This window comes from Pseudofrankia coriaricola, from assembly GCF_032027725.1.
Classification (GTDB): Bacteria; Actinomycetota; Actinomycetes; order Frankiales; family Frankiaceae; genus Pseudofrankia.
This window is the reverse complement of sequence record NZ_JASNFO010000035.1, coordinates 51,371-64,270: the sequence shown is the minus strand read 5'-3', so window position 1 is coordinate 64,270 and position 12,900 is coordinate 51,371. Positions and strand designations below refer to the sequence as shown.

The window sequence follows — 12,900 nt, the reverse complement described above, 5'->3', positions numbered from 1 at the left end:
CGCTATGACGGAGGACGTTCGCTTCAGGCCGGACGCTCTCGACTTGAGCCAGCCCTCGGGGGACGTCGGCGCGGCGCTCGCTACTCTGCGCCACCAGAAGGGGATCACCGGCGAGGCGCTGGGACTGCTCGTCGGCTTCTCCCAGGCGAAGATTTCCAAGATCGAACGGGGTGCGCTGCGAGCATCCCCAAAGGACGCCGAAAAGATCGCGGCCGCGCTGGACGCGTCGGCCGATCTGGTGGCCAAGCTGGTCGAATGGGCCGAGCAGGCATACGGGGATGGCGCGAACAGGCGCGCGCCGACCCGGCGCGGCACCGCCAGCCAGCAAGAGGTCTTCGCTGAGGAAGGGACCGCGGCCCACGTCCGTGAGTTCCAGCCCATCGCGGTACCCGGCCTGCTCCAGATCAGTGAATATGCCCGCCGCGTGATCAACGGCTACCACGCCATCATGACGACCGATCCGAGCGCGTTGTGGGCCGAGACCGCGACGATGGTGTCGCTGCGGATCCAGCGACAGGAACGGTTGTACGACCCGAGCAAGACCTTCGAGTTCCTGCTCATGGAGGCCGTGCTCGCCAACCGGTTCGCCTCGCCCGGTTCCATGCTTGCGCAGGTCGACCGGATCGAGCAGGTCTCCCGGCTGCCTAACGTGACGATCCGGATCGTCCCGCAGACCGCGGAACTCGGGCTCCCGCCACTGCACGGGTTCCAGCTGTTCGATGACGACATGGTGATCACGGAGGCGGTCGACTCGACGATCTTCCGTGATCGTCGGTCGGTCGAGTTCTACACGCACTTCTACAACGCCTACGTCGAGCGCACCGTTACGGACCTGACGCCGATCCTCGAGCACTACAAGGCGCTGTACGCCTCGCTCGCGCTTCCGAAGGACGACTGACGCCGGTCGCGGACAGGGCACCCAGCGGGCGACGCATGCCCCTGGCACTAGAATCTCTATAAATCGACAAGCATCCATCCAACGGCCATGCATTCTGTGGCTTTGGCCATCATCCCAAGATCACTCGGTATTCCCACCGGTTCGGGCTCGATCGGTGGTGATGCCACCCGAGCGAGAAGGGAGGTGAGATGTGATGCCCAATCCGCGTTGGCGGGCAGAGGAGGCACTAGCTAACTCCATCGCCTGGCTTACGCTGTCCGCCGCAGTGGTCCGGTCGACCGGCCACGAGGAGGCTGCCGTCTTGGCAGACCTCCTCGCGGCCAGCCTCATGGTCGTTGCACCGGAGTGGTTCCGAGGCCAGCCTCCGCGCTTCTGACCAGGTAGGGCGCCCCTGGGCTGGAAACAGCCCAGGGGACGTCCGGTTCTACAGTAGCGCCAACCCGAACGCCGACCCTTGCCCGGGGACCGTATGTCCATGAGTTCTCGGTGAGGGTGATTTTACCCGAAAACCGCCTTCGCCGCATATGTCGATCTACCCGGCTAGGGGAACAGTCGTTCCAGGACGAGGGCCACGCCGTCGTTGTCGTTGGAGGCGGTGATCTCGTCGGCGGCGGCTAGGACATCGGGGTGGGCGTTGGCGACGGCGACCGCGTAACCGGCCCAAGCGAGCATGGGCAGGTCGTTGAGCATGTCGCCGAAGGCGACGACGTCGGCGGCGGTCACGCCGCGGGTGGCGGCGACCTGGGCGAGCGCGACCGCCTTGGAGACACCAGCGCCGGCAATCTCGACCAACGTCTCGGTCGAGCGCGTGACCATAGCCTCGGTGCCGGCGAGGGCGACAATCTTCTCGTACATATCGGCAAGCGACTCTCCGCCGCGGCGCACCAACAACTTGGCCGGGGGCAACGTGAGGAGCAGCTCGGCGACGTCGGCGACGACTTCGTCCGGATCGGGCCACATCGTTCGGAAAAGCGGTTCGCGCCCGAATTTGATCCCGCTTTCGACAGCGAATGCTGCCTCCGGCACGATCTCGCGGATCGCCAACGCCAGCCGGAGGGCGGCGGCCGGGTCCAGTCCGCGCTGGTCGATCATGACCTCGGCGTCGAGGTCATAGACGAGCGCCCCGTTCGCGCAGACGGCGATGCCGGCGACCGAGGTCTGCGCGACGACGTCCGCCATCACCCGAATCGGCCGCCCCGTCACGAACACGACCGTCCCGCCATGCTCGCGGACCCGGCGCAGCGCGCGGCGGGTGCGCTCCGACACCGTGCCGTCCGACCGGATCAGCGTTCCATCCAGATCAGTGGCAACTATCGCGGGAGGGGACACAGCGACCCAGTCAACCAGTGCGAGGCCCCATGCACCATGGCTGGTGCCGGATCACCGACACTGATCGACACCGATCGGGCCGTCGAGGCGGATCACTCGTGGCCTTCGTCCAACCACAAGATCTTTATGGTTGTGAGTCGGTGTGTGAACGAATCGCGCATGCCCCAACTGGGCCGATGCGGTTCCGCGGCTGGGTAGGCCCCCGCTGGTCATGCCCGACGGACGACCGCGCCGCGGCGGGCATCTCCCGGGCCGTTGAGGTCCTGGTCGACGAGATCGTGCCGGCGGCTGCGAGGTGGAGCGCGACGCGGCGGTTGGTCGGTTGGTCGGTCGGCCGGCCGGACCGCCGCGATCAGGCAACAGGAGGTTCTCGCCGAGGAGGGGAGCGCCAGACGGCCGGGCTCGGCGGAGCTGACGGGTGCTGGTTCCGCGGAACCGTTGTCGCGATCGGCCGCTTGGCGGCCCGCACCCGGCGGATGGGCTCCGTCCGTTTCGCGGCGTGTCCACGAGCCAGGCGTTGGGCTGACCCACGCCCGGTCGAGCGGGTCCGCCACCAGACCGGAATCCACCGGCGCGCGATGGATCATGGCTGTGGCCTGGGGCGATGCCGAAAACTGTCGGACGTGGGTGCGAGGATCGTGATGTTTCTGGCCCACTGTCCCCTGGCTGGTGATCGCGATGACAGTAGTCGAGTCCGAGGCTGTGTCCCCGTCGTCGGTGGACGCCGAGAAGGCGCCGCTCGCGGTGTTGGAAGGCGAGATCGTCGCCTGGGCTGGTCGGCTGGCAGCGGCGACGTGTGACTGGTTGGTGTTGCTGGCGATTTTCGACCGGCGGGACGGGTGGCGGGGACAGGGATTCGCGTCCTGCGCGCACTGGGCGGCCTGGCGGTGCGGGCTGGCGGTGCGCACGGCGCGAGAGCATCTGGCGGTCGGGCACGCCTTGGCGAGCCTCCCGGCAGTACGGACCGCGTTCGAGGCGGGGCGGCTGTCGTATTCCAAGGTCCGCGCGGTGGCCAGGGTAGCGGAGCCCGCGAGCGAGGCGTCGTGGCTGAAGCACGCGTTGTGCTGCACGGCAGCCCAGCTGGAACGCCTGGCGGCGACCTATGAGCGGCTGGCCGGAGATCACGCGGGGCAGCGGGCCGGTAGGCGGGTGTCCTGGCGGACTGATCGGGACGGGATGTTGCGCCTAACCGCCGTCCTGCCGGCCGACGAGGGCGCGCAGTTGGTCGCGGCGATCGACGCGGCACGTGCCGGCCTGGACGACACCACACCGGTGCCCGGGCCAGATGAGCCGGACCGGGTGCCAGCGGACGGGGAAATCATGGCGGCCCCGCGGGACCGGCGATCGGACGCGGATGCGCTGGTTGCGCTGGCTGCCGGGTTTCTGCACAGGCCCGCGCCTGGTCTGATGTCGCTGCCGCACACAGTCACCGTCCACGTGGACGTCGGGACGTTGCTGGGCGCTGGCCCGCCGGGGACGGGCATCGGCGCTTCGGACCATGCCGGCACCGCGGGAGCACGAACGCCCGACCCCGAAGACCGCCGCGGGTCCGAGGCAGCAAACGCGCCCGAGGAAGCGAGGAGAACGGACGCGGCGGTCGGCACCGATGAGGCTGGCCGTCCCGATCGCACCGCCAGAGCGTGCCAGACTGACGGCGAGCCAGCCGGACCAGGCCAGCTGCCTGACCGGGTCCGGCGGGGGCTGTTCCGGGCGGATCTTGAACCGGGAGTCGGCCTGGCCGCGCCGGTGCTGCGCCGGCTGGGCTGTGACGGGATGCTGCGGGCCCTGCTGTCCGACGCCGAGGGCAATCCGCTGCACCTGGGCCGGCGGCGCCGGTTTCCCAACCAGCGATTGCGCGATGCGGTCTATGCCCGCGACCACGCGACCTGCCAGTACCCGGGCTGCGAGCACACCCGCTGGCTGCAATGCCATCATCTCGCGGAATGGGTCGCTGACCAGGGCGAGACCGACATCGACCTGCTCACCGTGCTGTGCACGGCCCATCACCACGCGGTCCACGATGAAGGCATCACCCTTGAGCGTGCTGTCGACGGGGTGCTCATCGCGATCCTGGCCGACGGCCGGGTACTGCGCCCCGCGCCGCCTGTCGACGCCGGCCCTCGGCCCGTCGAGACCCTGGCCGCAGTGACCGGCCATGTCGGCGAGGCCGCGATCGCGACCCGCCATGGTGGCCGGCTTCACCTCGCCGATTCGATGCTCGTCCTTACCCAACACCGCTGGAACCAGGTCGGTCAGAGCCAGATGACCGTGGAGACCGTCCGTACGCCGTCCACGGCCGGAACCAACGAGAACAAGCGCTGCGTCCGACCGGCCGAGGCTTCGCCGGTCGGGCCGACGCGCCCGCCGGCGCCATCGTTCGACCACCACGACCAGCGGCGCCTGGTTCCGCGGTCGCGGAGGTCTACTCGCTCGCGACGTCGCCGCATCGAAGATCACACATGAGGCCCGCGGGAGAGGACAGCCAGCGGTGCCGGAGAACATCCTTCGGTGCCGGAGAACATCCTTGGTCGTAGTTAGGGAGGGCAGGGTCATCGGATGGACGCGGCGCGGCGGACCGGCGCGCGCGGGCCGGATAACGCCGCTGCGTACGGAGATCGTGGCGGGCGAGTGGCCGGGCGTCGCCAGGTAACATGCGGTTCATGAGGTCTGTCGACGCCCGAGGCCGGCGCGCGTGCCGCCACGCGGGCACGAGGACCATTCCAGGGGTCCGCCCATCGTGAAGACCTTTGACGAGCTGTACGGCGAGCTCTCCGCGAAGTGGCAGCAGAAGGTGCCGGGGTCCGGGTCCGTGGCCGCCCTTGAGGCGGGTGTGCACCACATCGGCAAGAAGCTGGTCGAGGAAGCCGCGGAGAGCTGGATGGCGGCGGAGCATGAGAGCCGTGAGCGAGCCGCCGAGGAGCTCTCCCAGCTGGTCTACTGGATTCAGCTCATGATGATCTCGCGGGGTCTCACCCCGGCAGACGTCTACTTCCATCTGTAGCCCGCGCCTCGGGGCTCGCGTGCCCTTGAAGCGGCGCGGGCGTTGACCGTGCGCGGGACGATGCCGCGCGCCTCGAAGAGCCCTGTGAGCCCCCGACCCGCTGTGAGCCCGACCCGCCGTGAGTTCCGGACCCCGCCACGGCCAGCCTCGATGGAATGATCATGCTGCGTATCGCGGTACCGAACAAGGGCGCGCTCTCCGCCGCCTCCAGCCAACTGCTCTGCGACGCCGGTTACCTGGCGAAGCGCGAGGGCGCCGACCTTGTCGTCGCCGACCTTGAGAACGACATCGAGTTCTTCTTCCTGCGGCCGCGCGACATCGCCGTCTACGTCGGCTCCGGGCGGCTGGATGTCGGTATTACCGGCCGTGACCTCCTGCAGGACAGCGGCGTCGCCGCGCTGGAGCTGGTCGCGCTCGACTTCGGGCACTCGTCGTTTCACTACGCGGCGCCGAAGGGCGCCATCACCGACGTGGCCCAGTTGGATGGGGCCAGGATCGCGACCTCGTTCCCCGAGCTCGTCCGCACCGACTTCGCGGCCCGCGGCCTGCGGGCCGAGGTCGTCACCCTCGACGGCGCGGTCGAAACAGCCGTGCGTCTGGGCGTCGCCGATGCCATCGCCGACGTCGTCGAGACCGGCCGCACGCTGCGCGCCGCGGGCCTCGAGCTCATCGGTGAGTCGGTGATGCAGTCGCAGGCCATCATGATTGCCAAGCAGGGCACGGAACTCTCGCCGTCGCACGAGAAGCTGCTGCGCCGTGTGCAGGGTGTCCTGGTCGCCCGCCAGTACGTGATGATGGACTACGACGCGCCGGTCGTGGTGCTCGAGAAGGCCTGCGAGATCACGCCGGGCTACGAGTCGCCGACGATCTCGCCGCTGCAGCGCGAGGGGTGGGTCGCGGTGCGGGCGATGGTGCCGAAGGACGAGGTCAACCGGACGATGGATGACCTGTGGGAGCTGGGCGCCCGCGGCATTCTCGTGTCCGCCATCCAGGCCTGCCGCCTGTAGCGACTGCCGCCTGTCGCGACGCCTGGGCGGAGTGCAGGCGTGCCGTCGGTCGGGTAGCTGCCGCTAGCGGTGGCTGAGGATGAGCGACATGCCTTCGCTCCGGGTCGCCGGGCTCAGGAACTGCCCCCGGACCGCGGATGTCACCGTGCAGGCGCCCGGCTTGCGCACACCGCGCATGGACATGCACAGGTGCTCCGCCTCGATGATCACCATCACGCCGCGTGGCTTGAGCACGTCGACCAGCGCGTCGGCGACCTGCGAGGTCAGACGCTCCTGCACCTGCGGGCGGCGCGCGAACAGGTCGACGAGCCGGGCAAGCTTGGACAGCCCGGTGATCTGGCCGTTCTCGTTCGGGATGTAGGCGACATGCGCCTTGCCCGAGAAAACGACCAGGTGGTGCTCGCACAGCGACGAGAAGTCGATGTCGCGTACCAGCACCATCTCGTCGTGGCCCTCGTCGAAGACCGTGGTCAGCACGTCGGCCGGGTCCCGGCCCAGGCCCTCGACCGCCTCGGCATAGGCCCGGGCGACCCGGTCCGGCGTCTTACGTAGCCCTTCGCGGTCCGGGTCCTCCCCGATACCGATCAGCAGTTCACGCACGGCCGCGGCGACCCTGGCGTGGTCGAACGGGCGTACTCGGCCGTTGCCGGCGCGGAAGGCCGCGACGGCGGCGCCAGAACCTGACCTGGTTTCCGTCTCTGATCCGTCCACCCCGTCCGCCAGCTCAGCGGACGTGTCGAGGTGGGCGGACAGGACCGCCTGGTCGGTTTCGGACGTCAACGGTGTTTCCTTTCGTCGTCATTCGGCCACACCGGCGGCGCCCACGGGTTGGAGATCCGCGGAGCGTCCGGCGGGGGTGCGCCTGGCGGACCGGCTGGCCCGGTGGGGGCGGTTGGGCCGCCCATCGGGCTGGCACCGGGGCCCGAGCCAGGGTCGTGATGGCCCTGGCCGGGGTCGGTGACCGGACCCGCCCCCGCCGGCTGGGTCAGCCCCTGGGAGCCGTTCCCGTTGCCGCCGTTCGCATCGTGACCGCCACCGGCCGAGCGTGCTCCGCCGTTGTCGCGTGGCCTCTGGCCGGGGTGGCCGTTGCCCCCGCCGTGGACGAGGTCGGCCACGTCCGTGGTGACGAGGCCCAGCTCGGCGGGGGTCCGCACGGGTGGACGGTCCGACGGTACCCGCCGGCCGACGCCCGTGTAGTAGCCGCGGATCGGCCGCTTCTGGACGGTGGCGAAGGTCTCCAGCACGTCGTCCTTGCTGAGGGTCTCGGTGTCCATCAGCCGAAGCACGAGGGCGTCCAGCTCGTCGCGGTAGGTGTTGAGCACCTCCCACGCCTCGTCGTGCGCGGCCTCGATGAGCTTGCGCACCTCGCTGTCGATCTCGCCGGCGACGGCCTCCGAGTAGTCGCGCTGGTGGCCGACCTCGCGGCCGAGGAACACCTCACCCGACTCGGCGCCGAACTTCAGCGCGCCGAGCTTGTCGCTCATGCCGTACTGGGTGACCATCGCGCGGGCGATCTGGGTCGCCTTCTCGATGTCGTCGCTCGCGCCGGTGGTCGGCTCGCGGAAGACCAGCTCCTCCGCCGTCCGGCCGCCTAGCAGCACGGCCAGCTTGTCCAGCATCTCCGAACGGGTGGACAGGTACTTGTCCTCCAGCGGGAGCTGCATCGTGTAGCCGAGAGCCCGGCCGCGCGGCAGAATCGTGATCTTGTGAACCGGGTCGGAGTTCGGCAGCGCGTGCGCCACCAGGGCGTGCCCACCCTCGTGGTAGGCGATGCGCTTCTTCTCCCTGTCGCTTATCGCCCGGGTCTTGCGTTCCGGGCCGGCGAGCACGCGGTCGATGGACTCCTCGAGCAGCGCCGAGGAGATCACCTTCTGGTCGGCGCGGGCGGCGAGCAGCGCCGCCTCGTTGAGCACGTTCGCCAGGTCCGCGCCGGTGAAGCCGGGGGTGCGCCGGGCGATGACGAGCAGGTCGACGTCCGCGCCGATCGGCTTGCCCTTGGCATGCACCTTGAGAATCGCCTCGCGGCCCTGCAGGTCCGGGCGGTCGACGACGATCTGACGGTCGAAGCGGCCCGGGCGCAGCAGCGCCGGGTCGAGGATGTCCGGCCGGTTCGTCGCGGCGATGAGGATCACACCGCCCTTGACGTCGAAGCCGTCCATCTCGACGAGCAGCTGGTTGAGGGTCTGCTCCCGCTCGTCGTGGCCACCGCCCAGGCCGGCGCCGCGGTGGCGGCCGACCGCGTCGATCTCGTCGACGAAGATGATCGCGGGCGCGTTCGCCTTGGCCTGCTCGAACAGGTCGCGGACGCGGCTCGCGCCGACGCCGACGAACATCTCGACGAAGTCGGAACCCGAGATCGAGTAGAACGGCACCCCCGCCTCGCCGGCGACGGCGCGGGCCAGCAGCGTCTTGCCTGTGCCCGGCGGGCCGTAGAGCAGCACGCCCTTGGGGATCTTCGCGCCTATCGCCTGGAACTTTCCAGGGTTCTCCAGGAACTCCTTGATCTCCTCGAGCTCCTCGAGGGCCTCGTCGGCACCGGCGACGTCCGCGAACGTCGTCTTCGGCGTGTCCTTGCTGACCAGCTTGGCCTTGGACTTGCCGAAGTTCATGACGCGGTTGCCGCCGCCCTGCATCTGGTTCATCAGGAACAGGAACAGCGCGACCACGAGGACCAGTGGCAACAGGTTGAGCAGCAGGGAGACCAGGACGTTGCTGCGTTCGACCTTGACCTCGTACGCGACGTTCTTGTCATTGAGAGAGTCCGCGAGGTAGCGGCCCTGGTTCGTGACGTAGGACGACTCGTACTTCTTGTTGTCCTTGGTCGTGATCTGGATGATCTGCTTGGAGTCCTGGATCGTGGCCTTCTCGACCTGGCTAGCCGCGATCTTGGCCTGGATGAAGTGCAGGTTCTCCTTGGAGTACTCCTTGGGGCCCGACAGGACGTTCGTCGTCAGGAAGATCACAAGGAGGACCAGGAGAGCCAGGACCACCCAGCCACGGAAGATTCTTCTTGGAGTCATCTGCCTGGAGCGCGGGACACGCGCACTCCGCCCTCCTGACGTGTGTTCTGCCCTCGATCGGGGATTCCCTTGTGCCGAGGGTACCGCCGGCACGCACCTCTCACTCGTGCGTACACGTGAGCAACGGTTCGCCGCGCCACCGTGTTCCGGGGTGCTGGGCGCCCCGGTCCGCCTCCTGGTCGTCCGACGTCGTCCAACGTGGTGAGGCGTAACGGTACGGAGTGGGCAGTTGGCTCGCCGTCAGATGCGGGGGCCGCGAGCGATGGCTTCTGGGGTGAGGGTTCCCACGAACGGCAGGGTCCGGTAGTGCTCGCCATAGTCGAGGCCATAGCCGACCACAAAGGCACTCGGGATGTCGAAACCGACATAGCGGACATCGACGTCGACCGTGATGGCTTCCGGCTTACGGAACAACGCGAGCACCTCGAGTGACGCCGGGTGCCGCGACCGCAGGTTCTTCAGCAGCCAGGACAGTGTCAGCCCCGAGTCGATGATGTCCTCGACGACGAGCACGTCCCGGCCCTCGATCGAGCGGTCGAGGTCCTTGAGGATGCGAACGACGCCGCTTGACGACGTCGCCGAGCCATAGGACGACACGGCCATGAACTCCATGGTCACGGGAGTACGCAGCGCGCGTGACAGGTCGGCCATCACCATCACGGCGCCCTTGAGCACCCCGACAAGCAGCAGCTCTCGGCCGGCGTAGTCCGCGTCGACCCGGGCCGCGAGCGCGTCAATGCGCTGCGCGATCTCGTCGGCGCTGACCAGCACCTCACCGATGTCGCCGGCGAGCGCGGGCGCGACCCCCGGCATCGTCGTCACGGTCGCCTGGATCGATGTGACCTCCCCGTCGCCCTCGCCCAGGGTCTCTTCAGGCCTCCGGGCGCGCGACGGAGAAGCATCATCGCGCACCCTTTGGCCAAGGCGGGCGTTGTCGAAGTCGGGCATGCTCACCCCCGCGTGGCTCACCGGCGGGCCCGCCCCGGCGTCGGGCCGGCCGGCGCCGCGCCGGCGCGGCGATGACCGCGGATCCGCCGGCGTGGGGCCGGCGCCTCGCGAGTCCCCATCCGCCGTCCCGCGGCGCCCGGACCCGGTCCTACCAGGTCCGACCAAGGCAATCCTGTCACCTCGGCGGCGGGCGGTGACGCCCGACGGGAGTGGCACAGGCTGCTGACCACGCCAACGCGTCACCAGCGCCTCCATCGCCCAGACGTGCTCGGCGCGCAACGCCGACGCGGACGCCCCGAGCGTCAGCGCGGCCCGCCGCAGCACCCGGGTGCGCAGCGCGCTCGGCAGCGCGCCGAGCGTGTTGACGTCGAGATCGAGACCGGCCGGGAGACCGGCGCCGGGCGGGACGTCCGCGATGCCGGTGAGCTGGGCGTAGGCGTCGTCGGCGAGCGCGTCCAGCGCCTCGGCGTCCGCGCGCAGCAGGTCGGCGCTGCGCGCCAGCGCCTCGGCGATGCCCGGCCCCAGCTGCTCCTCCAGCGCCGGCAGCAGGCTGTGCCGGACCCGGGCGCGCGCGAACGCCTCGTCGGCGTTTGTCGGGTCGTCCCATGGCTCGAAGGCCTCGGCGCGGCAGGCCGTCCTGGTGTGGTCCCTGCGCAGGCCCAGGAGCGGCCGGCGCACCAGCCCGTCGCGCGGGCTCATCGCCCCGAGCGTTCGGGCGCCGGAACCGCGGGCGAGCCGCAGCAGTACGGTCTCGGCCTGGTCGTCGAGAGTGTGGCCGAGCAGCAACGCGGCGCCACCCAGCCGTTCGGTGGCGGCGAACAGCGCCGCCCTGCGGGCATCGCGCGCCGCGCCCTCCGAGCGTGCGGAGTGCGCGGTCAGCACCTCCACCGGGTCGAGCCGTAACGCCCTGCCCTGCCGCGCGACCTCCTCGGCCCGGGCGGCCGACGCCGGATCCCAGCCATGGTCGACGGTCAGCAGGCCGGCGCGCAGCGCCCGTCGCGGCGCGACGAACGCCGTCGCGGCCGCGAGCGCCAACGAGTCAGGGCCGCCCGAGCAGGCGACGAGCACCAGCGCGCCCGGCGGCAGGTCCGCGACGGCATGCCGCACCGCCAGCCGCACCGCCGCCACCGCCGGCGCGGGCGATCCGGTTGGGTACATCCGCTGTTCCGAGCTGGTTACCACAGCCCCCGTCGCTCACGTCTGGCATTGACCACTCCGAGACCACTCCGAGCCAAGCGGGACTAGGCCCAGGGCGTCGTCGATCGAGGCCAGACTACGGGGCCTACGCCGAGATGGACGGCCGGCTGCCGAGCACGCGCGCCATCCAGGCACCCGGATCGGCGATCTCGGCCTGACTGGGCAACGTGGCGGGTGACTGCCAGACAAGGTTGAACCCGTCGACGCCGGCCTCGGCGACCACGGCCCGCACGAAGGCGCCGCCCTGCCGGTACTGGCGCAGTTTCATGTCCAGGCCGAGCAGCCGGCGGACGAACCGGTCGAGCGGTGACCCGCCGGAGCGGCGGGTGTCGAACTTCGCCCGGATGTCGGTGACGGTCGGCACCACCTTGGGCCCGACGGCGTCCATCACCTGGTCGGCGTGCCCCTCGAGGAGGGTCATCAGCGCCTGAAGGCGGTCGAGCACGGCGCGCTGAGCCGGGGTCTGCAGCGCCTCGACGACGCTTGGGACATCCTGGCCGCGGTCGCGCACGGCGCCGCGCAGCGCCGCCACGGCCGAGCGCATCCGGTCGGCGAGCACGTCGGGATCCAGGTCGGTCGCCTCGATGAAGTCGCCGATCTCGGATTCGAGGTGGGCCCGTAGCCACGGCACCGCGGTGAACTGGCTGCGGTGCGTCTGCTCGTGCAGGCACACCCACAGCCGGAAGTCGCGGGGGACGACGGACAGCTGCCGCTCGGCGTGCGCGATGTTCGGCGCGACCAGGCTCAGCCGGCCCACCGGTCCGGTGCCGTCGGCCGCGATGACGCCGTCATGAGCCGCGGCGACGGTGGGCGTCGGCCCGTATTCCTCGGGTGGGAGGAACACCTCGTACTGGCCGAGGACCTTGCCCGCGAGGTACGCGAGTGCCGAGCCGAGCTGCACGCCGGTCACCCGGCGGCCGACCGCTGTCGACAGCGACCCGCGGCTCGCGTCGGTGATGCGCTCCAGCAACGGCGTCGTGATCATGCGTAGGCCGGCGACGTTCGACCGGGCCCACTCGGGCCGGTCGACCACGGCGATGGGTGTGACCGCGGCGGCCGGCGGGCTTAGATGTGTGTAGTCCTCGACGTGCCGCTCGGCCTCGACGGCCAGCCTGCGCAGCTCGGTCACGACCTCGTCGGCCTCGGCCCGCGTCAGCTGCGGGCCCGGGCGGACGAGCTTGCGTGCTGTCGCCACCGCCAGGTCCCAGTCGACGGGCTGCCTGTCCACCGGCTGCGCATCCACAGGGCAAGGGTACCCGGTGAGCGCTATCCGATCATGCTTCCTGACCCGTTCTCCACCCATGGGTACCAACTGGATGCCCCGCCTGGGTATCCCTCGACGGTCCGCTGGCAAAAATCGTCGATGCATATCCGAGTCCGTCCACCAAGGGTGGACCAAAGGTGGATAGCGGGCCTTGCCGGGCCAACTGGCTATCCCGGCCTGGGCCTATCCAGACAGCCCTGTCCGAACCTGGCCCTGTTTGGACCCGGCCGACTGGC

Annotated in this window: 9 protein-coding genes; 4 read left to right on the top strand and 5 right to left on the bottom strand. The window is 70.0% G+C overall.

Annotated features, from left to right (window positions below; all coding sequences use genetic code 11):
- Positions 1-4: 4 nt before the first annotated feature.
- Positions 5-898: a helix-turn-helix domain-containing protein gene (locus tag QOZ89_RS19725; protein WP_071052187.1), complete on the top strand. Its 894-nt coding sequence runs from the start codon at positions 5-7 to the stop codon at positions 896-898.
- Between the two features lie 540 nt (positions 899-1,438).
- Here QOZ89_RS19725 and QOZ89_RS19720 read toward each other — a convergent pair.
- Complete coding sequence (locus tag QOZ89_RS19720) at positions 1,439-2,227, bottom strand: HAD family hydrolase (protein WP_071052186.1); 789 nt, start codon at positions 2,225-2,227, stop codon at positions 1,439-1,441.
- 678 nt (positions 2,228-2,905) lie between these two features.
- Here QOZ89_RS19720 and QOZ89_RS19715 point away from each other — a divergent pair.
- The 3 genes from QOZ89_RS19715 (at position 2,906) to hisG (ending at position 6,235) form a co-directional block, all read left to right on the top strand.
- Positions 2,906-4,690, top strand: a complete 1,785-nt coding sequence (locus tag QOZ89_RS19715; protein ID WP_312624436.1) for an HNH endonuclease — start codon at positions 2,906-2,908, stop codon at positions 4,688-4,690.
- A 274-nt stretch (positions 4,691-4,964) separates the two neighbouring features.
- The gene (locus QOZ89_RS19710) at positions 4,965-5,228 is read left to right on the top strand and encodes a phosphoribosyl-ATP diphosphatase (RefSeq protein WP_071052184.1); all 264 of its coding nucleotides are present in this window, start codon (positions 4,965-4,967) and stop codon (positions 5,226-5,228) included.
- A gap of 161 nt (positions 5,229-5,389) precedes the next feature.
- A complete protein-coding gene (hisG, locus tag QOZ89_RS19705; RefSeq protein WP_071052238.1) occupies positions 5,390-6,235 on the top strand; it encodes an ATP phosphoribosyltransferase in 846 nt (281 codons plus the stop codon).
- 63 nt (positions 6,236-6,298) lie between these two features.
- Here the strand turns inward: hisG and folE are convergent, their stop codons facing one another.
- The 4 genes from folE to QOZ89_RS19685 all read right to left on the bottom strand — a co-directional run bounded on the left by folE (position 6,299) and on the right by QOZ89_RS19685 (position 12,628).
- Positions 6,299-7,015 (bottom strand): GTP cyclohydrolase I FolE, encoded by a 717-nt coding sequence (folE, locus tag QOZ89_RS19700; RefSeq protein ID WP_071052183.1) that lies wholly within the window; start codon positions 7,013-7,015, stop codon positions 6,299-6,301.
- The gene (gene ftsH, locus QOZ89_RS19695) at positions 7,012-9,255 is read right to left on the bottom strand and encodes an ATP-dependent zinc metalloprotease FtsH (protein ID WP_071052182.1); all 2,244 of its coding nucleotides are present in this window, start codon (positions 9,253-9,255) and stop codon (positions 7,012-7,014) included. Before ftsH ends, folE begins: the two co-directional genes overlap by 4 nt.
- Positions 9,256-9,495: 240 nt before the next feature.
- Positions 9,496-11,361, bottom strand: coding sequence for a hypoxanthine phosphoribosyltransferase (gene hpt / locus QOZ89_RS19690; protein WP_312624435.1), 1,866 nt, complete (start codon positions 11,359-11,361; stop codon positions 9,496-9,498).
- A gap of 124 nt (positions 11,362-11,485) precedes the next feature.
- Positions 11,486-12,628: a zinc-dependent metalloprotease gene (locus QOZ89_RS19685; protein ID WP_071052180.1), complete on the bottom strand. Its 1,143-nt coding sequence runs from the start codon at positions 12,626-12,628 to the stop codon at positions 11,486-11,488.
- Between the last annotated feature and the right edge of the window lie 272 nt (positions 12,629-12,900).